The sequence below is a fragment of the Pseudomonas sp. zfem001 genome, from assembly GCF_032621725.1.
GTDB classification, from domain to species: domain Bacteria; phylum Pseudomonadota; class Gammaproteobacteria; order Pseudomonadales; family Pseudomonadaceae; genus Aquipseudomonas; species Aquipseudomonas sediminis.
In genome coordinates this window covers 168439-189551 of the sequence record NZ_JAVYJI010000003.1, presented here as the reverse complement: position 1 = coordinate 189551, position 21113 = coordinate 168439, and the positions used below count along the sequence as shown (strand labels likewise).

General features: G+C 60.9%; 16 protein-coding genes and 1 tRNA gene. 4 read left to right on the top strand and 13 right to left on the bottom strand.

Translation table 11 applies throughout. The features are described 5' to 3' along the window. The first annotated feature begins 341 nt into the window (after positions 1-341). Positions 342-1502, top strand: coding sequence for a S8 family serine peptidase (locus RTH74_RS13010; protein ID WP_316915089.1), 1161 nt, complete (start codon positions 342-344; stop codon positions 1500-1502). A 137-nt stretch (positions 1503-1639) separates the two neighbouring features. Here the strand turns inward: RTH74_RS13010 and RTH74_RS13005 are convergent, their stop codons facing one another. The 9 genes from RTH74_RS13005 to rpsU form a co-directional block, all read right to left on the bottom strand. After that, a complete protein-coding gene (locus RTH74_RS13005; RefSeq protein ID WP_316914929.1) occupies positions 1640-2308 on the bottom strand; it encodes an HNH endonuclease in 669 nt (222 codons plus the stop codon). Between the two features lie 185 nt (positions 2309-2493). Further along, on the bottom strand, positions 2494-3624 hold the full coding sequence (locus tag RTH74_RS13000; protein WP_316914928.1) for a Fic family protein: 1131 nt from the start codon (positions 3622-3624) through the stop codon (positions 2494-2496). 125 nt (positions 3625-3749) lie between these two features. After that, the gene (locus tag RTH74_RS12995; protein WP_106733230.1) at positions 3750-5084 is read right to left on the bottom strand and encodes a type II toxin-antitoxin system HipA family toxin; all 1335 of its coding nucleotides are present in this window, start codon (positions 5082-5084) and stop codon (positions 3750-3752) included. 2 nt (positions 5085-5086) lie between these two features. Beyond that, the gene (locus RTH74_RS12990; protein ID WP_099525845.1) at positions 5087-5347 is read right to left on the bottom strand and encodes a helix-turn-helix transcriptional regulator; all 261 of its coding nucleotides are present in this window, start codon (positions 5345-5347) and stop codon (positions 5087-5089) included. 258 nt (positions 5348-5605) lie between these two features. Then, positions 5606-5682, bottom strand: a tRNA-Ile gene (locus RTH74_RS12985). Between the two features lie 16 nt (positions 5683-5698). Then, positions 5699-9433, bottom strand: a complete 3735-nt coding sequence (locus RTH74_RS12980; protein WP_316914927.1) for an EAL domain-containing protein — start codon at positions 9431-9433, stop codon at positions 5699-5701. 156 nt (positions 9434-9589) lie between these two features. Next, a complete protein-coding gene (gene rpoD / locus RTH74_RS12975; protein WP_316914926.1) occupies positions 9590-11437 on the bottom strand; it encodes an RNA polymerase sigma factor RpoD in 1848 nt (615 codons plus the stop codon). Positions 11438-11531: 94 nt separating this feature from the next. After that, positions 11532-13508 (bottom strand): DNA primase, encoded by a 1977-nt coding sequence (gene dnaG / locus RTH74_RS12970; RefSeq protein WP_106733211.1) that lies wholly within the window; start codon positions 13506-13508, stop codon positions 11532-11534. Between the two features lie 144 nt (positions 13509-13652). After that, positions 13653-13868, bottom strand: coding sequence for a 30S ribosomal protein S21 (gene rpsU / locus RTH74_RS12965; protein WP_003290642.1), 216 nt, complete (start codon positions 13866-13868; stop codon positions 13653-13655). 204 nt (positions 13869-14072) lie between these two features. Between rpsU and tsaD the strand changes: the two genes are divergently transcribed. Further along, positions 14073-15098, top strand: a complete 1026-nt coding sequence (tsaD, locus tag RTH74_RS12960; protein WP_099525841.1) for a tRNA (adenosine(37)-N6)-threonylcarbamoyltransferase complex transferase subunit TsaD — start codon at positions 14073-14075, stop codon at positions 15096-15098. Between the two features lie 93 nt (positions 15099-15191). On the opposite strand, the gene plsY is transcribed toward tsaD, so the two are convergent. Further along, positions 15192-15761 carry a glycerol-3-phosphate 1-O-acyltransferase PlsY gene (gene plsY / locus RTH74_RS12955; protein ID WP_099525840.1) on the bottom strand — a complete coding sequence of 190 codons (570 nt, stop codon included), beginning with the start codon at positions 15759-15761 and terminating at the stop codon, positions 15192-15194. Between the two features lie 74 nt (positions 15762-15835). Here plsY and folB point away from each other — a divergent pair, with 74 nt between their 5' ends. Then, entirely contained in the window at positions 15836-16192 is a 357-nt protein-coding gene (folB, locus tag RTH74_RS12950; RefSeq protein WP_316914925.1) for a dihydroneopterin aldolase, read from the top strand. After that, positions 16183-16716, top strand: a complete 534-nt coding sequence (gene folK / locus RTH74_RS12945) for a 2-amino-4-hydroxy-6-hydroxymethyldihydropteridine diphosphokinase (RefSeq protein ID WP_316914924.1) — start codon at positions 16183-16185, stop codon at positions 16714-16716. Before folB ends, folK begins: the two co-directional genes overlap by 10 nt. Before the next feature lie 148 nt (positions 16717-16864). On the opposite strand, the gene RTH74_RS12940 is transcribed toward folK, so the two are convergent. The 3 genes from RTH74_RS12940 to RTH74_RS12930 all read right to left on the bottom strand — a co-directional run bounded on the left by RTH74_RS12940 (position 16865) and on the right by RTH74_RS12930 (position 21062). Continuing rightward, the gene (locus RTH74_RS12940) at positions 16865-18094 is read right to left on the bottom strand and encodes a multifunctional CCA addition/repair protein (protein ID WP_316914923.1); all 1230 of its coding nucleotides are present in this window, start codon (positions 18092-18094) and stop codon (positions 16865-16867) included. A gap of 120 nt (positions 18095-18214) precedes the next feature. Then, complete coding sequence (locus tag RTH74_RS12935) at positions 18215-19780, bottom strand: SpoVR family protein (RefSeq protein WP_316914922.1); 1566 nt, start codon at positions 19778-19780, stop codon at positions 18215-18217. Positions 19781-19790: 10 nt separating this feature from the next. Next, positions 19791-21062 carry a YeaH/YhbH family protein gene (locus RTH74_RS12930; RefSeq protein WP_106733204.1) on the bottom strand — a complete coding sequence of 424 codons (1272 nt, stop codon included), beginning with the start codon at positions 21060-21062 and terminating at the stop codon, positions 19791-19793. Positions 21063-21113 lie beyond the last annotated feature (51 nt).

Here is a 21113-nt window from a genome sequence, read left to right as displayed (position 1 = left end):
GCAATACGAGGCTTTAAAGGTGGTGGGCCCATACGGACTCGAGCCGTGGACCCGAGGATTATGAGTTGCCTAGAAACGCTGCAAACCCAGTGAAATCGTGCGTAGCTTAGCGCAGGTACAGTTAGCTGAAAGTAGCGTGGTTGCTGGTGTTGAGCGTAATTTTGAGAAGGCTACATAAGCTGAGCAATGTACTGTGATTGTACTGATTTTGTAGATGACCTCCCACCCTAGGCTCGATGGCTTGCAAAGGTTAGGACTCGACCTTCTGCCGTATGCCCCTCTGTTCAAACTTCGAAAAACCTTCCATGTGAGAGCCTGTCTGGCCTTGCGAACGATGAAGCCTGCCTGCTGGCCACCTGCCTAGTAAGGGGTTCAGCCAATCAGAAGACCAGCATGACGTTGTTTTCGTTCTGCCATCCGGAAATTTAGATGGGGAAACGCTTAGAGGGCATTGGCCTGATGGGCCTGATAATTGTTTAAAGTTTCTGGCTGAGTATAGTTCTCAAGGGCGAGATAAGATCTTTCAGCCCGCAGATAGCGTACGTTCTATTACTGTTGGGGCATTAGATCCAGCCTCTAAGGCGGGTGAGTTAAAGCCATCTAGATACTCGCGTCGTGGTCCAGGTCCTTCGCTGGGTGCTAAGCCTGATGTTGCACATATAGGCGGAAGCTATGACGAGGGGCATGGCCTGTTTTCTATAACTCCCAAAGGCGGGCTCTCAGGGAACTGCGGTACGAGCTTTGCCTCTCCATTGGTTGCGAAGACCTTGGCAGTGTTTGACCACTCAATAGAGGATTACACTCCTAGAGAGACCTTGACGGCTCTTTTATTACATAACTCCGTTGTTCCCAAATGGCTGGCTCACAAAAAATTGAGCAAAATCGCAAAGGATTTTGTGGGTGCAGGAGTTCCTACGCCAACATTGCCAAGTTTGGTTATCGATGATAGCGAAATCACGCTTGTATTTAACGGTGTTTTGCATCAGCGACAAGAGTTAACGTTCGATTTTTCTTGGCCCTCCAGCCTCGTTAGGAATGGTAATTGTTCAGGCAAGGTCAAAATTACGACAGTCTACAGACCGCCCATTGATCGTGATTTTGGTGCAGAGTTTGTTCTTGTTAATGTGGATACTTGGTTGCGTCAAGAGGTTCTAGATAAGAAAACAGGTGAGGTGTCTTTTAAAAATAAGCTTAAGAATGATGCAGATAAAAGTATTGAAAAGGAAAGAATTGCGCAAGGTGCTAAATGGTGGCCTGTTAAAAAATTCGAGCAGAAATTTCGAGGCGTAGGCGAGTCTTCTAGGTGGAGGTTGGTGTTAGAGTCGTTGTGTCGGAGTGGTTATGATTTTCCTAATGAGGGGATTCCGTTTTCAACAATAATAACAATTAGCGACCCTGCAAATGGTGGAAAAGTATTCAATGAAATGCGTCAACAGCTTCAGGCCGATGGTGTAGAACTCTCAGATATAAGAACGGCAATCAATTCTCGATTGCGCCCTTGATCTATTTAATAGGTCGCGCCTTATCGTGGTGGCCTGCTAAGCTCTAGCCAGATCAACTCGCGGTGAGGCACTACAGAGTAATTTTCCAGAAGCGTAATGTTCACAGCATGCAGCAGGGTTGTTTGGTTTCCGGGCATTCAGGTGGATTGGCTTCTGAGTCTAAGCCGCTCTGCATACTCTGCTGCTTGCCCGCTATCAATGAATTCGAATGCGAACTCTTTTGCATACAGTACACTTTCGTACTGCTTTTTCCCTTGCACATTGTCAACAATGAGTTTGCAACCAGCAGGCTCAAGAGCAACCGCCAACTTAAATCCTCGGTATTTTATCGTGTAGCGCCCGCCATCTATCTCCCATTTGGATGAAGACAGGAACCGTCTGAGCCGACCTAAGCGTCTTCTTGCCTCTGTAGCGTCCCGCGTTCCTGTCAGAGCATCACAACAGTTGGTGCCAACCCCCATCTGCTCCCAGTGCTCGTGCAGCACATAGTGAACGTATCGGATCGCTGTACCGCAAAGCTCACAATTCCCCGTGAGATCGCCTAGGTCATCCTCGCCAACATATTCCCATCCGGAGTCAGGACGTATCTCCCCATGTTCGCGTGCATGACAGCCACGACACAGAGTTTCGCAATCAGAGTAGTCATATTGCCAAGGCTTTCGCCCACTGATGTACTGCTTGTGGTGAACCTGTAGGGCGACACCATCCGGCCGCCCACGGCCACACTCGATACAGACGCTACCATCCAGTTCTATCACCCGCTCCCTGAATGCAGCCCATTTCTTGTCGGCATAAAGATTCGCCATCACAAGTTCTCCAGTCCCTGCCCGTATCAGCCCCTGAGCGGATCGCGTCCCATATTCAAAGGCTTGATGAACCTACACAACTTCTCCCTGCGCGGCTTTAGGTCGGGAGTGCTTTAGTCCTGCACATGGTTTTCTACAATAGCCAGTTTGCGAGTGATGATGTTGTATCGCTTGTTCAGGCCAGCCTAGTTGGCTGCGTCGCTAACTTGATAACGGGTGCTACGCCCACCGCCGGGCAGTCGAATGATGCAGCCCTTTTCCAGCAGGTCGCCCAGGTGACGGGTCGCGGTAGCTTTGGAAACCCTGGCTACGGCCTGGTACTGGGCGGCGCTAATGCCGTTCTCGAAGCCGCGTTCGCCGCCATCAAGTAGGCGGTTGAGCACTTTGACTTGCTCGGCTGACAGGACATGGCCACGGTGCGCCTGCCAGAAGCGCGCCTTGACCAGCACGCGGTCTATACGAGTAAGGGCCTGCTCCAGGCTATTGAGCAATGTTTCGAGAAACCACTGCAGCCAGGTGGTGATATCCAGCCCACCTTTCTGGCTGGCTTCCAGGATGCGGTAATAGCCGGCGCGATCGTCGAGGATGCTCGCCGACATGGCGTAAAAACGGATGGCCTGCTGTTCGCCCTGGGCCAGTGCAAGGTCGGTAATGGCGCGAGTGAGGCGGCCGTTGCCGTCATCGAATGGGTGCAGGGTGACGAACCAGAAATGGGCGATGCCGGCACGCAGAAAGGGGTCGAGGCTGGCATCGCTGCGGCTGCTCTCGAGCCAGGCGAGAAAGTCCGCCAGCTGCGCTTCCAGCCCTGCGCGAGGAGGGGCTTCGAAATGTACGGTAGGGCGGTCGATGCGACCTGAAACCACCTGCATGGGTTCTTCGCCGCGCAGCTCGCCGATGTGTAATGGTCGAGCCAGCAGTTGGTCGTCGCTGGGAAATAGCCAGCGGTGCCAGGTGAACAATCGTTGTTCATCTAGCGGTTCTTGATGTGCGTGAGTGGCATCGAGCAGCAGCTCTGCCAGGCCTTCGGAGCGCGAGGTGGTACGGCCTTCTTCATTCAGCCCCAAGCGCCGCGCCAGTGATGAGCGCACCGAACCGACATTCAGTTGCTCACCCTCGATGGCTGAGGAGGTGACGATGTTCTGCAGCATGGCATCCAGGCTGCTCTGCACTTCGGTGTCACTGCCCACTGCGCCGAGCATTCCCAACAAACGACCCTGAGCCTGGCTGCAGGCTCGCAACAGCGGGGCGAGCGCTTCGGCTTGCCAACTGAAGTGCGGCCAGTCGGGCTGTTGCCAGATCCATAGGGGGTCATTCATAAGGGTTGTTCATCTGTGAGCCGATTAGTGAGCCTATTCGGCTCATTCAGTGAGCCGATAATGCCGGCTATTCGGCTCACTGTCTAATTGCCTGATGTTCGTTGGGCTGTCGTGTCGCTTGCTGGTCAGCGCTTCTTCGCCAGCAATTCGGAGCGGCCAATCACTTCTCTGCTGCGCTCAGGTTTGCGTGGGCCGGAGAAGCCGGCGTCTTCGATGGCGCTATCCAGGCCACGGAAGTGTGCGGCGGCTTTGGGGCTGCGGACTGTTTCCATGCCTTCGTTCCAGGCATGCACCATATGCTTGGCTACGTCGCGCCAGGCGGGCTCGTTCTTCGCGGCTTCGATCACTTCGTTGCCGACCTCTATGGCGGACTCGCAGAGTTGCTCGAGCATGGCTGCGTATTTGCTCGGGGCAATGCCCAGTACGGCCTTGAAGAAAGTTTCCAGGGATCGACCCGGTGTCCAGGTTTGCCTGCCTCCAACGGACAGGCCTGGCGGGTTGCTGGCAAAGCGCGGGTAGGCCTGAGTGGTCACCAGGTCATAGACCGGCGTGAAGCCCACGTCAGATAGGGAGGAGTAGAACAGCGCGATGTTCTTCGCGTGGCAGTCGGCATTGCGTACCACGTAGTTGGTGAGCAGATGCCAGCCCAGGTGCTCGCGCTGCGCTTGCAGGCGGTCAGCGGGGATGTAGGCGCGTGTGGCATTCCAAACCCGCTCGGTGGTGGGAGCGTACTTTTCATGGGGCGGTAAACCCAGCAGCCCGCAGGCATCCTCAACGCCATAGCGGGGGATGCCGTGTTCGTCCACGTCGAAGCGATCCACTACCAGGACCTTGCCGTCGTCAGACATGCGGCAGGCAGCGACCGGCACGACGTTCAGTCGCTCCAGTACGCGCATGGTGTAGAACTCGTTGAAGCCCAGAAAAGGGGTGGTTTCGTCAGAGCCCTTGATGATGTGAAAGCCGGTGCGCAGGGTCGGCTTGCCCAGCGGCTCACGAGGGTCGATGGCGTCAGTGGCAATGAATTTTGGCACGACCCCCGATACGGCGACCCGAGCGTATTGCCGCACCAGTGCGGCGAACCGTTCGCTGGTGTTTTCCGCTTTGAGCAGGTGTTCTATCTCCAGCGGCGCCATTTCGACGCCGGGCTCAACACCCTCTGGCGTGACCGAGACTCTGCCGATGCCGGTGCCGCCCACCACGCCCAGCAGGGACAGGTCGGTACCATCGAGCAGCGGGCCAAATTCTTCGCGGATAACGCCCAGCAGATACCCCTCGGGCAGGTTCTGCCGGAAGAACGGGAAGAGGTCGCGCGGCCAGCGCCAAGCTTCTTCCCGTACCGGCATCGTCAGGCTGACAAAGTCTTCCGCTGCTGTGCCCGGCAGGTACTTCAGCACATATTCATCGCGCTCCCGATAGAGCTTGGCCACCCGCCGTGAGCTGACGTGGACGTCGAGGATCATGCTCAAGCACTCCCTGAGCGTTGCTCGTCGAGGATGTCTTCGACCGTGCGTTGGTGTCCGGCCTTGACCAGCTTCAGGTCGTAACCTGCCGCTTCCAATAGCCGAACCAGCGCCGAGACACTCATATCGCCTTTGGCCAGGGTTTCCATACGGGCTACGGTGGTGCGCGAGACGCCAGCACGACTGGCCAGCGCTTCCTGGCTCAGTTTTGCGTCACCGCGCGCCTGTTTCAGCATTTCGGAAACGTCGTGGAGAGAGGTCATTTGTAGCCCCTGGGCATCAAAAATACAGGTAATGCAGAAAAATGTAGCTCGTGGGCTACAGCTATACAAGCAGCCTGATTCATTTTTGTGTCTTTTGGGCTACAAGATACGCCTACTAATCGTTTTTTGTGGCTCTTGGGCTACATGTTGGGATGTAGGCAATAGCTTCGCAGCTTTCCCGGGGGCTGGGTGGCTGCCGGCGTATTACATATGAGATGTGCAGAAACACGAAAGCCGCGCAATGCGCGGCTTTGAAGGTGGTGGGCCCACACGGACTCGAACCGTGGACCAAAGGATTATGAGTCCTCTGCTCTAACCAACTGAGCTATAGGCCCCCAGAAGGCCGGCGGATTATACCGGCGCGTTCTCGCCAGCGCCAACCGCTTGACCTGGCGGGAGAAATTTCCGGGTGAAGGCCTCGGCGGAAAGCGGGCAACTGACCACGTAGCCCTGGATTTGCAGGCAGCCTTCGGCAGCCAGGCAGAGTTCCTGGGCCTTGGTCTCCACGCCTTCGGCGATCACCGTCAGTTGCATGCTGTTGCCCAGGGCGATGATGGCGCGGGTGATCGCCAGGTCGTGTGGGTCGTCCGGCAGGCCACGGACGAAGGACTGGTCGATCTTCAGTACGTCCAGCGGCAGGCGCTTGAGGTAGCTGAGCGAGGAGTAACCGGTGCCGAAGTCGTCGATGGCCAGTTGCACGCCGAGTTGTTTGAGGCGGTGGAGGATGTCCAGCGCTTCGCCAGCCTGGTTCATGATGAAGTTTTCGGTGATCTCCAGTTGCAGCAGTTCCGGTGCCAGGTTGTAGCGCTGCAGCAGGGCGCTGATGCGCGGTAGCAGGCTGGGCTGGTGCAGCTGGGCGCCGGCGAGGTTGACCGAGAGGGTGCCGAAGCCGCGGCCACTTTCCTGCCAGTCCTGCAGTTGGCGGCAGGCTTGTTCCAGTACCCAGTCGCCCAGCGGCAGGATCAGCCCGCTTTCTTCGGCGACGGGAATGAAGCGATCCGGCGGGATGTCACCGAACACCGGGTGCGGCCAGCGCACCAGCGCTTCGGCGCCGACCAGGCTCTGGCTGCGCAGGCAGAACTTGGGTTGGTAGTACAGGCACAGTTCGTCGCGTTCCAGGGCGCGGCGCAGTTCCTGTTCCATGGCCATGCGTTCGTTGACCTGGAAGGTCAGCGAGCGGGTATAGAACTCGCTGCGGTTACGGCCCTTGGCTTTGGATTGGTACATGGCCGCGTCGGCGTTCTTGACCAGGGTGGCGACGTCGAGGCCGTCCTTGGGGTAGAGGCTGATGCCGATGCTGGCGCTGATGAAGAACTCGTGGTTATCGAGCTGGAACGGCGCACCGAAGCATTCGAGCAGTTTCTGTGCGACCTGTTCGGCGTCCTGCGGCTGTTGCAGGCCGGGCAGCAGGATGATGAATTCGTCGCCACCGAGCCGGGCCACGGTGTCGATATCGCGCAGTTGCAGTTTCAGGCGCGCGGCGATGGCCTTGAGCAACTGGTCGCCGACTGGGTGGCCGAGGCTGTCGTTGATCTGCTTGAAGCGGTCGAGGTCGAGAAACAGCACGGCGCCCAGTTGGTCGTCGGCGCGTGAGCCATCCAGCGCACTGCGCAGGCGATTCTCGAACAGCAGGCGGTTGGGCAGGCCGGTCAGCGGGTCATGGTGGGCCTGGTGGTCGAGGCGTGCCTGAGCGTGCTTGAGGCTGGAGATGTCGGCGAACACACCGACGAAGTGGGTGGTCTGGTTATCGCTGTTGCGCACGGCGCTGATGGTCAGCCACTCGGGGTACAGTTCGCCGTTCTTGCGCCGGTTCCAGATTTCCCCCTGCCAGTGACCGTTGGCCGCCAGGCTATGCCACATGGCGGCGTAGAAGGCCTGGTCGTGCTGCCCAGAGGCGAGCAGGCTGGGGCGCTGGCCGAGGGCTTCGGCCTCGCTGTAACCGGTGATCTGGGTGAACGCACGATTGACCGCGGTGATGCGCTGCTCGAGGTCGGTGATCATCACGCCTTCGGCGGTGCTTTCGAAAACGGTGGCGGCTTGCTGCAGTTCTTCCTGCATCTGCTGGCGTTCGGTGATGTCGCGGGCGATGGTCAGCAGGCATTCTTCGCCGCCGATGGGTAGCGGCTGCGCGGAGAGTTCGCAGAGGCGCAGGTGGCCGCTCTTGGTCCGCACCGGGGCGATCAGGTCGCGCACGCTGCCTTGCTCGCGAATGCGTTGCACCAGGCGTTCACGATCTTTCGGGTCGGCCCAGATGTTCAGGCTGAGGGTGCTTTGTTCGGCTATCTCGTCGAGGCTGTAGCCGGTGATGTGGCTGAATCCTTCGTTGGCCTCCACCAGCATGCCGTCACGCAAGCGGGTGATCAGCAGGCCGTCAGGCGAAGCGTGGAAGGCTTTGGCGAACTTCTCCTCGGATATCTGCAGCTTGTGCTGGGTGGTCTTCAACTGGCTGATGTCGCGTACCACCACGACCAGTGCGGGGGTGTTGTCGAGCACGAAGGGGCTGGCGGAAAGCAGGCCGGTGAACAGGCTGCCGTCGGCGCGGCGGAAGGGCATCTCCAGGTTGCGCAGGCTTTCGTCCTGCAGGCGCAGTAGCAGGCTCGGGCCAATGCCGGGCACGCCCCACAGGTCGAGTTCGGTGGCGGTCTTGCCAATGGCCTGCTCGACGCTGATGCCGGTCTGCTCGACGAAGGTGCTGTTGACCTCCAGCAGTACGCCGTCGACACGGCGGGTGATGATCAGGATGTCCGGGCACTGCTGGAACACCGAGGCGAACTTCTGTTCTGACAGGCGCAGCGCCTGCTCGGTCTGCTTGGCGTCGCTGATGTCGACCATCAGGCCGCGAATCACCTGGCGGTCGTCGCGCTGCAGCAGGGTAACGATATCGCGCACCCACACCGTGCGCCCGTCGGCGGCCAGCAGGCGGTACTCCAGGGCATGGTCGTTACCACTTGCGCATTGTTCCAGGCAGTTGCGCAGGGTGCGCTGGTGATCGTCCGGGTGCAGATGGCGTTGCCAGAAACCGGGCTCCAGCCATTCGTGCAGGGGATAGCCCAGCAGTTTTTCCGCATGGGGCGAGACGTAGGTGTAGGTGAGCCCGCTGGACTCGGTCTCCCAGGTAATGGCCGAGAGGCTTTCGACCATGTCGCGAAAGTGCTGCTCGCGGTTGTGCAGCTCCTGCTCCAGCGCTTCGCGGTTGCGCATCTCGCGTTTCAGGCGGCGGTTGATGCGCAGGATGATGGCGATGATCGCCAGCAGGCCAAGCACAGCGGGCAGGCTGTAGAGCAGGGTTTCGTGCCAGACGTTGCGTTTGTCCAGCACGCTGCCGACCCAGGGTTCCTGCAGGTCGGCGATTTCTTCGGCGCTGAGTTCGGCGAAGAGGCGGTCGAGAATGCCGACCAACATGGTCTGCCCGCTGGGTACGGCCATTGCCAACTGATAGCGATAGGGCGTCTCGCCGCTGATATAGAGGCCGTCGAGCTTGAGCTGGCGCAGGCTCCAGACGCTGGAGGCGAGGTCACCGACCATCGCATCAGCCTCGTTGGTCGCCAGCGCCTGCAGCGCTGCGGCGACATTGCGCAGCGGCAGCAGGTTGAGGTCAGGGTGTTGCTGGCGCAGCAGTTCGTGCGGGGCGTAATCGCTGACGACGGCGACTTTGAGGCCGTAGAGGTCTTTGAGCTGCTTGGGCTGTGGTCCGCCAGTGCGGGCCAGGATGATGATGGGGAAGTCCAGGTAGGGGCGGGTGAAGGTCAGGTATTCCTGGCGTTCGGGTGTCGACATCACACCGGGAAGCAGGTCGACCTGGCCCCTGCGTGCCCGTTCCAGTATCGCGCTCCAGTTGCTGGGCTCGACGGGTTGCAGCTCGACGCCAAGGCGTTCTTCGATCAGGCGCACGTAGTTGGCGGTCAGGCCGTGGTAGTTGCCCTGTTCGTCACGAAATTCGAAGGGTGGCCAGGATGCATCGACACCCAGGCGTAGTTCGGGGTGGGCTGCCAGCCAGGTGCGCTCGTCCTCGTTGAGTGTCAGGGCTAGGGCCGGGGTCATCCAATACGCCAGGCACAACAGCACAATGGCCGGCAAGCGGGGCATAGCAGCCTCGTTTTGAGATCAGTATCGCCCTAGTGTAGATCGGCTATTGCCGGGATGGCAGTTTGATTGCAGTGCCCGTGCTTGCCTGTGGCTGGCGAGTGATCGGGCACACTGCCCAGAAAGCAAAACCCCCGGCCTGGGCCGGGGGTTCTGGTATCACTCGTCGAGGAAGGAGCGCAGATGCTCGCTTCGCGTCGGGTGGCGCAGTTTGCGCAGCGCCTTGGCTTCGATCTGACGAATACGCTCACGGGTGACATCGAACTGCTTGCCCACTTCCTCGAGGGTGTGGTCGGTGTTCATGTCGATACCGAAGCGCATGCGCAGGACCTTGGCTTCACGGGCAGTGAGGCCGGCCAACACTTCGCGAGTGGCTTCCTTGAGGCTTTCGACCGTGGCTACGTCGATCGGGGACTGCATGGTGCTGTCCTCGATGAAGTCGCCCAGGTGCGAATCTTCGTCGTCGCCAATCGGGGTTTCCATGGAGATCGGCTCTTTGGCGATCTTCAATACCTTGCGGATCTTGTCCTCAGGCATTTCCATGCGCTCACCCAGCTCTTCCGGAGTGGGCTCACGACCCATTTCCTGCAGCATCTGACGGGAGATGCGGTTGAGCTTGTTGATGGTCTCGATCATGTGCACCGGAATACGGATGGTGCGCGCCTGGTCGGCGATCGAGCGGGTGATCGCCTGGCGAATCCACCAGGTGGCGTAGGTCGAGAACTTGTAGCCGCGACGGTATTCGAACTTGTCCACCGCCTTCATCAGGCCGATGTTGCCTTCCTGGATCAGGTCGAGGAATTGCAGGCCGCGGTTGGTGTACTTCTTGGCGATGGAGATCACCAGACGCAGGTTGGCCTCTACCATTTCCTTCTTGGCGCGGCGAGCTTTCGCTTCACCGATGGACATGCGACGGTTGATGTCCTTGATCTCGGCCAGGCTCAGGCTGCACTCGGCTTCCAGGTCAGCCAGTTTCTGCTGGCAGCGCTGGATATCGGCTTGCAGGTTGCCCAGGGCTTCGGCGTATTTCGCCTTGCCTTTGGCCAGGTCGGCGGACCAGTCCATGTCGATTTCGTTGCCCGGGAACAGGCGCAGGAAGTCGGCACGCGGCATGCGCGCATCACGTACGCACAGCTGCATGATGGCGCGCTCTTGCGCACGCAGGCGGTCGAGAGCATCGCGCACCTGGGTGACCAGGGCGTCGTATTGCTTGGGCACCAGCTTGATCGGCATGAACAGCTCGGCCAGGGTGGCCAGCTCTTCGGTGGCCTGCTTGCTGCCACGGCCGTGCTTTTTCAGCGCTTTCTGGACTTTGTCCTGCTGCTCGGAGACGGCACCAAAGCGGCGTGCGGCTTCTTCCGGGTCCGGACCGCCGTCGCCTTCTTCTTCCTCGTCGTCGCTGTCGCCGTCTTCCTCGTCGTCGTCGCTTTCTTCAGCGGCGGCGCCATCCTTTACCGGCACGGGAGCGGCGGCTTCGTCAGGCACGCTGCCGTCATCCGGGTCGATGTAGCCACTGAGGACTTCGGCCAGGCGGCCGCCCTCGGTGGTGACGCGGGTGTACTCGGCGAGGATGCCGTCGACGGTGCCGGGAAAGTGAGCGATGGCGCTCATGACTTCGCGGATGCCTTCCTCGATGCGTTTGGCGATTTCGATCTCGCCTTCGCGGGTCAGCAGTTCCACGGTGCCCATTTCACGCATGTACATGCGCACTGGGTCAGTGGTGCGGCCGATATCGGTCTCGACAGCGGCGAGGGCGGCAGCGGCTTCTTCGGCTGCAGCCTCGTCGGTGTCGGCATCGGCCAGCATCAGGGCGTCTGCATCCGGAGCACTCTCGTGTACCGGGATCCCCATGTCATTGATCATGCGGATGATGTCTTCCACCTGCTCAGGATCTGAAATGTCCTCAGGCAAGTGGTCGTTGACCTCTGCGTAAGTCAGATACTTCTGCTCACGACCCAGGGTGATCAACTCTTTGATACGAGATTGCTGCTGCGCTTTTACGGACATAACACCCTATCCACTGAAGGTCTTGGCGGGCTGAAAACAAGCCGAGGATTATACCTCGGTTTTGGCTTTAGGCGCCAGTTGGGGACTTGCTGCTCTAGGAGGAGGCCAGGCTGTAGTGCTCTCTGAGCAATGTCTTTTCCTCGTCTGTGAGCTCGCTGGGGCTTTTATGAATGATGCTGCGGAGCGCCTTTTCACGCCGCCTCTGCGATTGACTGTTTGCAAGTGTAGTAATGGTGTCGAAAAACTGCTGTTCAAGGTTGTCGCCCTGGATCAGCCATTCCTTCTCCGCCAGTGCCCGCAGCAGACGGCCTTGCTCGGTGCCGTGCCAGCGGGCGATCAGTTGCAGTGAACGCAGGTTGGGCGTTTTCTGCAGGGCACCGACCAAGGCCACGAGAAGCTGAGCGTAGGTGTCGTCTTCGTCGGCGAAATGGCTGACATCTTCGACCTTTTGCGCCAGCTGCGGATGGTGCAGCAGCGTGCGCAGGGCGATCAGGTGCGGTGATTCGACGCTCACCGCGGTGCGCGGGGCACGTGGCGCGAAATCGCCTTTGCCCTTCTTGCTCCACTTGCCGCCGCCGTCTTTCTTCCAGCCGCCTTTGCCGCCTTCGTTGTTGCGCTCGTAGTGCTGTTGGTGAGGCGGGGCGGGCTGCTCGTAGCCGCCGACGTCTGGCAGGTTGTCGTAGTAGGCGCTGTCGGGGATGTCGCCGTAATCCGGGTAGTCGCTGCTGGGCGCCTGGCTGGTGGTGCTCGGCGCATGACTGCGCGGTGCGCTGGCGACCTGGCTCAGTGCTTCACCGGAAAGGCCGGTGATCTCGCTCAGGCGCTGGCGCATCAGGGCGCGCAGGTTGTTGCCGGGGATCTTGTCGATCAGCGGTGCGGCCAGGGTCACCAGATGCGCCTTGCCTTCCAGCGAGCGCGGGTCGGCTTCTTCGCACAGTTGCTGGAAGAAGTAGTCGGCCAGCGGTTGTGCGTGCTGGTTGATGCGCGCGCGGAAGGCGTCGGTGCCTTCGGCGCGTACCAGGGTATCCGGGTCTTCGCCGTCGGGCAGGAACAGAAAACGCGCGCGGCGGCCGTCCTGCAGGCTCGACAGCGTGGACTCCAGGGCGCGCCAGGCGGCGTTGCGGCCAGCGGCGTCGCCGTCGAAGCAGAACAGTACGCTGGGCACGATACGGAACAGGCGCTTGAGGTGTTCTTCGCTGGTGGCCGTGCCCAGGGTCGCCACGGCATTGCGCAGGCCCTGCTGAGCCAGGGCGATGACGTCCATGTAGCCTTCGACCACCATGATCTCGTCGAGATCGCGGTTGTGCTTGCGTGCCTCGTACAGGCCGTAGAGTTCCTGGCCCTTGTGGAACACCGGGGTTTCCGGCGAGTTGAGGTACTTGGGCTTGTCGTCACCGAGTACGCGGCCACCGAAGGCGATCACCCGGCCGCGGCTGTCGCGGATGGGGAACATGATGCGGTCGCGGAAGCGATCGTAGCGCCTGCCGTTCTCGGCGTTCTCGATCAGCAGGCCGGCGTCGATCATGACTTTCTGCTGCAGGGCGTCGGCGCCCAGTTGCTTGAGCAGATTGTCCCAGCCGGGCGGGGCGAAGCCGATGCCGAAGTCGCGGGCTATTTCGCCCGTCAGGCCGCGGCCCTTGAGGTAGTCCACCGCGTATTTGCGCTGCGGGTGGCTTTTCAGTGCCTGGCGATAGTGCTCGGCAGCGGCATTGAGCAGCGGGTAGAGCGGTGAGTCGACTGGCTGTCTGGGTTTGTGCCCGCGGCCACTCTCTTCGCGCGGCACATCCATGCCGGCGCGTTTGGCCAGCTCCTCGATCGCCTGGGGGAACTCCAGTTGATCGTGGTCCATGACGAAGCCGAGCGCGTTGCCGCCGGCGCCGCAGCCGAAGCAGTAGTAGAACTGCTTGTCGGGGCTGACGGTGAAGGAGGGGGTCTTTTCCTTGTGGAAAGGACAGCAGGCGCTGTAGTTCTTGCCGGTCTTCTTCAGCTGGATGCGCGAACTCACCACATCGATGATGTCGGTGCGGTTGAGCAAGTCATCGATGAAGGATTGCGGGATCAGGCCGGCCATAGGCGCTCAGCATACTGCCCGGCGCGAGCGCGGGACAACGATTGGTAGAAAAGCAAAAACTCCGCTTACTCGCTGAGGCGCGAGGCGGAGTCTTTCAAATGCAATGCCCGGCCAGGGCCGGGCATTCGGGCGTTGCTGTACGGATTAGTACAGACGAACGCTGCGACGCTGCTCGCGCTGCACTTTCTTGGCGTGACGCTTAACAGCGGCAGCGGCTTTGCGCTTACGCTCAGCGGTCGGCTTTTCGTAGAATTCGCGGCTACGGACTTCAGCCAGTACGCCGGCTTTTTCGCAGGAGCGCTTGAAACGACGCAGGGCTACGTCGAAGGGTTCGTTCTCTTTAACTTTGACGGCTGGCATCCAGGTCGTACCTTCGTTTAATTACCGGTGTTCGACGCGCTCCCGGCAAATGGCTCAGGTTGCGTCGGTTTTTAAGGGTTGCGGATGTTACCCCCTCGAGCCGAGGAATGCAAAGGCCTCTGATCGAAAAGCGCTGGCCGCTCCGCCGGGCGGCGCTTATCATGCGCGCCTTTGTTCCACGCGGCAAATCAAGGCTCAAGCTCCATGCTCGTACTGGGATTGGAAACCTCCTGCGATGAAACCGGCGTCGCGCTCTATGACAGTGAGCGTGGCCTGCTGGCTGACGCCCTGTTCAGCCAGATCGACCTGCATCGTGTCTACGGCGGCGTAGTGCCCGAATTGGCCTCGCGCGATCACGTCAAACGCATGCTGCCGCTGATTCGCCAGGTGCTGGATGAGGCTGGCAAACAGGCCAGCGACATCGACGCACTGGCTTACACGGCAGGCCCCGGCCTGGTCGGCGCGCTGCTGGTGGGCGCGTCCTGCGCTCAGGCGCTGGCCTTTGCCTGGGGCGTGCCGGCCGTCGGTGTACACCATATGGAAGGTCACTTGCTGGCACCGATGCTGGAAGAGCAGCCGCCGGCCTTTCCGTTCGTCGCTTTGTTGGTTTCCGGCGGGCACACTCAATTGGTGCGCGTCGATGGCATCGGCCAGTACCAGTTGCTCGGCGAGTCCCTGGACGACGCTGCCGGTGAAGCTTTCGACAAGACCGCCAAGCTGATGGGGCTGAATTACCCGGGCGGTCCGGAAATCGCCAAGCTGGCCGAGCAAGGCACGCCGGGGCGCTTCGTCTTCCCGCGGCCGATGACCGATCGCCCGGGTCTGGATTTCAGCTTCAGCGGTCTGAAGACCTTTGCGCTCAATACCTGGCAGCAATGCCGTAACAGTGACGACGACCTCGACCAAGCCCGTCGCGACATCGCGCTGGCCTTCCAGCAGGCGGTGGTTGAGACTCTGACCATCAAGTGCAAGCGCGCACTCAAGCAGGCAGGGCTGAACAGCCTGGTGATCGCTGGTGGCGTGAGTGCCAACAAGGCGCTGCGTGAGCATCTGGAGCGCATGTTGGGCGAGATGAAGGGCAAGGTGTTCTATGCGCGGCCGCGTTTCTGCACCGACAACGGCGCGATGATCGCCTATGCCGGTTGCCAGCGTTTGCTGGCCGGGCAGCATGAGGATCTGGCGATCAAAGTGCAGGCGCGCTGGCCGATGGAGTCGCTGCCGGCGATTTGAGTTCTCGTTGGAATTTACGCGTAGGAGCGAGCTCTGCTCGCGAAGCTTTTCGGTTCGCGAGCAGAGCTCGCTCCTACAGGTTTTGTTTTTCAGTCAAAAACGCCGTTCGCGTCCGGCGAAAAGGTCGCGCAGATTGTGACGGTGGCGCCAGACGATCAGCCCGGTCAGCACACAGGCTGGCAGCAAGGCAGCCGGTTGTTGCCAGGCCAGCAGCGGCAGCGTCAGCGGCGTGGCGATCAGCGAGGCCAGTGAGCTGGTGCGGGTCAGCAGAAATACCAGCGCCCAGGCCGCCAGAGCGAGCAGCGCCGCCGGTGGATAGAGGCCAAGCAGCATGCCGGCGGCAGTGGCTACGCCCTTGCCGCCGCGGAAGCGGAAGTACAGCGGGTAGAGGTGGCCGACCACGGCAGCCAGGCCGATCCAGGCTTGCTGGTGCAGGCTCAGGCCAAGCAGCTTGGCGATCAGGATGGGTAGCAGGCCCTTGAGCAGGTCGCCGATCAGCGTCATCACGGCGAGCTTTTTGCCGGCGACGCGCAGCATGTTGGTGGCGCCGGGGTTGCCCGAACCACTGGCGCGCGGGTCTGGCCCGCCTGCAAGTCGGCTGAGCAGGATGGCGAAGGACAACGAACCGAGCAGGTAGGCAAGGATTGCCAGAAGCCAGAACATGGTGGCCATTCCAGGGCATGGGGTGGGCCGATTCTAACGAGGTGCAGCGCCCTTGTCGTGGCGCGGAGAGTGCGGTGGACAGAGTATTTATCGAGGGGCTGGAAGTCGACACGGTGATCGGCGCCTACGATTGGGAGCGCGACATTCGCCAGTGCCTGCGTCTGGACCTGCAGATGGGCTGGGATAACCGCCCAGCGGCAGCCGGCGACGACCTCAACCTGGCGCTCGACTACGCCAGCGTCTCCACGCGCATCCAGGCCTTCGCGGCCGAGTCGCAGTTCATCTTGGTCGAGACTTTCGCTGAACGTCTGGTGCAGACCCTGATGGACGAGTTCGACATTCCCTGGATGCGTCTGAAACTGACCAAGCCCGGCGCGGTGCCAGCCGCACGCGGCGGCGTAGGCGTGGAGATCGAGCGCGGATGCATCTGACACGCGTCTTTCTCGGCCTCGGCAGCAATATCGAGCGCGAGGCTCACCTGGTTGCGGGCCTCGACGCGTTGGCGGGGCTGCTCAGCGACATGCGCTGCTCGCCGGTATTCGAGAGCCATGCGGTGGGCATCAAGAGCGGTAACTTCTTCAATCTGGTGGTGGTCGGCGAGACGGAGCTGCCGCTGCTGGAGCTGGACCGCCGGCTGAAATTCATCGAGGCCGACAATGGCCGCTACGCGCCGGACCGCAAGGGTTTGCCGCTGGACATCGACGTGCTGCTGTATGGCGGGCAGGTCGGCAATTTCAACGGCCTGATCCTGCCGCGCGCGGAAATTCTCAAGAACGCCTTCGTGCTCTGGCCGCTGGCCTTGCTGGCGCCGGACGTGTGCCACCCAGTCGATGGTCGTTCGTTCGCACAGTTGTGGGCTTCGGCGCAGATCGATCAACAGCTGTGGCCTGCTGCTTTTCAGTGGCGTGGCGCCGAGCTGACGCCGGCTGAGTTGCTGCAGACGCGCCCTTCGTAGCCCGGATGCAATCCGGGAGAACGGACGCTGGGAATGTCCCGGATTGCATCCGGGCTACGGTTTGGCGTTGATCGGTAGGAGCGGATTTATCCGCGAAAAGGCGGGCCGCGGAGTTTCGCGGCTGAAACGAAATGCCGCCCAGCCGCTCCTACGAGGCGTGCTTCTCTTTGTAGGCCTTGAGCGCTTGAAGGCGCTCGCGATTGAGCGCTTCGCCCAACTCTGCACCTTTGAATCCCTTCTCCAGCAGCGGTTTGACCGGTACCTGCCGTGCCGCCTCGGCGGCGCCCAGCAGGTAAGCGGCCTGTGGATAGTCGCGTTGCTCCAGGCCCAGGCGCCCGCGGGCATCCATCTCGCACGCCGCGACGAACTCGGCGAAACGTTGCGGGCGGCGGAACACGTCGAAGCGTTGCAACAGCTCCAGCAACGTCGACGGGCGCAGCTCCAGCGCGCGGTGGCCGTGGGTGTGGAACTCGCCGACCAGCAGTGCCAGCTCGGCGCAGTCACGGGGTGCCTTGCAGCGTTCATTGATCGCCTGGATCAGCGGCAGCCCCTTGTGCTCATGGGCAATATGCCGTGGCCACTCGTCCTCGGGCGTCAGACCTTTACCCACGTCATGCAGCAGGCTGGCCCAGCGCACATTCAGCGGCTGGTCATGCTCCGCGCATCGACGTAACACGCTCAACACGTGAGCGCCGGTATCGATCTCCGGGTGATGAGCTTGCGGTTGCGGTACGCCGAACAGAGCGTCCACTTCAGGCAGCAGGGCGGCCAGTGCGCCGCAGTCGCGCAGCACCTGGACGAACACGTCCGGGCGCGGCTCCATCAATGCGCGGGATATTTCCTTCCAGCTGCGCTCGGCAGTGAGGTGGCTCAGTTCGCCGGACTCGGCCAGCTGGCGCATCAGCTCAAGGGTCTCCGGCGCCACGCTGAAACCAAGCGGCGCATAGCGCGCGGCGAAGCGGGCGACGCGCAGGACACGCAACGGATCTTCGGCGAATGCCGGGGAAACGTGGCGCAGGATGCGGGCCTCGAGGTCTTGCTGGCCGCCATAGGGATCGATCAGGTTGCCGTGATCGTCCTCGGCCATGGCATTGACGGTCAGGTCGCGACGGATAAGGTCCTGTTCCAGGGTGACGTCGGGGCTGGCATGGAAGGTGAAACCGCCATAGCCACGCCCACTCTTGCGCTCGGTGCGGGCCAGGGCGTATTCCTCGCCCGTTTGCGGGTGCAGGAACACCGGAAAGTCGGCGCCCACCGGGCGATAGCCGAGTTCGAGCATCTGTTCGGCGCTGGCGCCGACCACGACCCAGTCCACTTCACTGATGGGACGGCCGAGCAGGCGATCACGTACCGCGCCGCCGACTGTGTAGATCTGCATGTGTGTTCCTCCACTGAGCGCAGAGGATACCGAAGATCGAGATGGGGCGCGTCGTGTGCACAGGCTTATCGCGCCAAGGTGTGCCCATGGTCGCAGCTGAGCGTGCGCTCCAGCTGCCGATCAAATAGGGGGAATGATCAGATCCAGCCGTGGGTATTCGCTGTCGCCCTCCGAGCTGCCGCGTGGTGGCACATGCTGGGTGGTGATCAACTGGTCGCCCTGGCAGACCTCCAGATGAATATCGAAGCCCCATAGCCGATGCAGGTGCTTGAGCACCTCGCCGGTGGAGTCGCCCAGTGGTTTGCGGTCGTGCTGCTGATGGCGCAGGGTCAGCGAACGATCACCGCGGCGGTCGATGTTCCAGATCTGCACGTTGGGCTCGCGGTTGCCCAGGTTGTACTGAGCAGCGAGTAGCTCGCGGATGGTGCGGTAGCCGGGTTCGTCATGAATGGCCGGCACCAGCAGTTCGTCCTTCTGGTCATCGTCGAGAATGCCGAACAGCTTGAAGTCGCGAATCACCTTGGGCGAGAGGAACTGCAGGATGAAGCTCTCATCCTTGAAGCTGTTCATGGCGAACTTGAGCGTGGTCAGCCAGTCGCTGCCAGCGATGTCGGGGAACCAATGCTTGTCCTCCTCGGTGGGCTCCTCGCAGATACGACGGATGTCGCGGTACATGGCGAAGCCCAGCGCGTAGGGGTTGATACCGCTGTAGTAGGGGCTGTCGAACGGCGGCTGGTAGACCACGCTGGTGTGCGACTGCAGGAACTCCATCATGAAGCCGTCGGTGACCAGGCCCTCGTCGTACAGGTCGTTCATCAGCGTGTAGTGCCAGAACGTTGCCCAGCCTTCGTTCATCACCTGGGTCTGGCGTTGCGGGTAGAAGTATTGGGCGATCTTGCGCACGATGCGGATTACTTCGCGCTGCCAGGGCTCCAGCAAAGGCGCGTGTTTTTCCAGGAAGTAGAGGATGTTTTCCTGCGGTTCGGCGGGGAAGCGCTTGGTGTCTTTCTCGCTGCCCTTGTCGGCGTTCCTAGGGATGGTGCGCCACAGGTCGTTGATCTGCTTCTGCAGGTGCTCCTCGCGCTCCTTCTGGCGCCGGCGCTCCTCCTCGGCGGAGATAGGGTAGGGGCGCTTGTAGCGGTCGACGCCGTAGTTCATCAGGGCGTGGCAGGAGTCGAGCAGCTCTTCCACCGCGTCGATGCCGTAACGCTCTTCGCACTGCATGATGTACTGCTTGGCGAACACCAGGTAATCGATGATCGAGCTGGCGTCGGTCCAGGTGCGGAACAGGTAATTGCCCTTGAAGAAGCTGTTGTGGCCGTAGCAGGCGTGGGCGATCACCAGCGCCTGCATGCAGATGGTGTTCTCCTCCATCAGGTAGGCGATGCATGGGTCGGAGTTGATCACGATCTCGTAGGCCAGACCCATCTGCCCGCGCTTGTAGCCTTTTTCGGTGGACAGGAAATGCTTGCCGTATGACCAGTGGTGGTAGCCCAGCGGCATGCCGACCGAGGCGTAGGCATCCATCATCTGCTCGGCGGTGATCACCTCGATCTGGTTGGGGTAGGTGTCTAGCGCATAGCGCTCGGCGATGCGCGCGATCTCCTTGTCGTACTGGCGGATCAGGTCGAAGGTCCATTCCGAGCCGGTGGAGATCGGTTCGCGCTTTCTCGTGCTGGCATTCATGGCTTGGCCCTCAGCTCACCAGGCGACGCTGGAACAGTTCGCGGAACACCGGGTAGATGTCCGCGGCGGACACCAGTTGCTGCTGGGCGAAGCTGTCGGCGAAGGCCTCGGCCACCTGTTCGTACTCGAACCACAGCGCCTGGTGCTCACGTGGGGTGATCTCGACGTAGGTGAAGTACTGCACGAACGGCATGATCTGGTTGATCAATATATCCCGGCATACCGGTGAGTCGTCGTTCCAGTTGTCGCCGTCCGACGCCTGGGCGGCGTAGATGTTCCACTCGTTGATCGGGTAGCGCTCGGCCATCACTTCCTGCATCAGTTTCAGGGCGCTGGAAACGATGGTGCCGCCGGTCTCGCGGGAGTAGAAGAATTCCTCCTCGTCTACCTCCTTGGCGCTGGTGTGGTGGCGGATGAACACCACGTCGATCTTGTCGTAGTTCCGCTTGAGGAACAGGTACAGGAGGATGAAGAAGCGCTTGGCCACGTCCTTGGTGGCTTGCGTCATTGAGCCGGACACGTCCATCAGGCAGAACATCACTGCCTTGGAGCTGGGGTTGGGCTGTTTGGTCAGCAGGTTGTACTTGAGGTCGAAGGTGTCGAGAAAGGGCACACGATGAATGCGCGCGCTGAGTCGTTCAATTTCCTCCTGAATTGCCTGGATGTCGCCGAAGTTGTCTGGCTCTTCACGTCGCAGTCGCTCCAGTTCGGCTTTGGCTTCGCGCAACTTGGCGCGACTGGAACCGGAGAGGGCGATACGTCTTGCATGAGCCGAGCGCAGGGTGCGGACGATGTTGATACGCGAGGGGTTGCCCTCGTTGCTGATGCCGGCGCGTACGGTCTTGAAGGTTTCTGCACCGGTGAGGTGGCGCTTGACCAGGTTGGGCAGCTCCAGATCCTCGAACATGAAGTCGAGGAATTCCTCCTGAGTGATCTGGAACACGAACTCGTCCATGCCTTCGCCGGAGTTGCTCGCCTTGCCGCTGCCACGGCCACCGCCGCCACCCTGAGGGCGCGGGATGCGTTCGCCAGTGGTGAATTCCTTGTTGCCCGGGTGAACGGTGGTCTGCCTGCCGCCGCGGCCGTGATGCAGCACCGGCTCATCGATATCGCGACCGGGAATGCTGATCTGCTCGCCGTGCTCCATGTCGGTGATGGAGCGCCGGCTGACGGCCTCCTCTACCGCCTTCTTGATGTGCTCACGGTAGCGCCGCAGAAAACGCTGGCGGTTCACCGTGCTCTTGTTTTTGCCGTTGAGGCGTCGGTCGATCACGTAGCTCATGACGTCTCCCTAGCCCGCCCGTAGCCACAGGCGGGCAGCGAATGACCCGGC

Excerpts from the sequence above, each read along its gene's own strand:
- RTH74_RS12980 (WP_316914927.1), bottom strand. The coding sequence starts at position 9,433 with ATGCCCCGCTTGCCGGCCATTGTGCTGTTGTGCCTGGCGTATTGGATG.
- RTH74_RS12930 (WP_106733204.1), bottom strand. The coding sequence starts at position 21,062 with ATGAGCTACGTGATCGACCGACGCCTCAACGGCAAAAACAAGAGCACG.
- folK (WP_316914924.1), top strand. The coding sequence starts at position 16,183 with ATGCATCTGACACGCGTCTTTCTCGGCCTCGGCAGCAATATCGAGCGC.
- tsaD (WP_099525841.1), top strand. The coding sequence starts at position 14,073 with ATGCTCGTACTGGGATTGGAAACCTCCTGCGATGAAACCGGCGTCGCG.
- RTH74_RS13000 (WP_316914928.1), bottom strand. The coding sequence starts at position 3,624 with ATGAATGACCCCCTATGGATCTGGCAACAGCCCGACTGGCCGCACTTC.
- RTH74_RS12940 (WP_316914923.1), bottom strand. The coding sequence starts at position 18,094 with ATGCAGATCTACACAGTCGGCGGCGCGGTACGTGATCGCCTGCTCGGC.
- RTH74_RS13005 (WP_316914929.1), bottom strand. The coding sequence starts at position 2,308 with ATGGCGAATCTTTATGCCGACAAGAAATGGGCTGCATTCAGGGAGCGG.
- RTH74_RS12995 (WP_106733230.1), bottom strand. The coding sequence starts at position 5,084 with ATGATCCTCGACGTCCACGTCAGCTCACGGCGGGTGGCCAAGCTCTAT.
- RTH74_RS12935 (WP_316914922.1), bottom strand. The coding sequence starts at position 19,780 with ATGAATGCCAGCACGAGAAAGCGCGAACCGATCTCCACCGGCTCGGAA.
- dnaG (WP_106733211.1), bottom strand. The coding sequence starts at position 13,508 with ATGGCCGGCCTGATCCCGCAATCCTTCATCGATGACTTGCTCAACCGC.
- RTH74_RS12990 (WP_099525845.1), bottom strand. The coding sequence starts at position 5,347 with ATGACCTCTCTCCACGACGTTTCCGAAATGCTGAAACAGGCGCGCGGT.
- rpoD (WP_316914926.1), bottom strand. The coding sequence starts at position 11,437 with ATGTCCGTAAAAGCGCAGCAGCAATCTCGTATCAAAGAGTTGATCACC.
- plsY (WP_099525840.1), bottom strand. The coding sequence starts at position 15,761 with ATGTTCTGGCTTCTGGCAATCCTTGCCTACCTGCTCGGTTCGTTGTCC.
- rpsU (WP_003290642.1), bottom strand. The coding sequence starts at position 13,868 with ATGCCAGCCGTCAAAGTTAAAGAGAACGAACCCTTCGACGTAGCCCTG.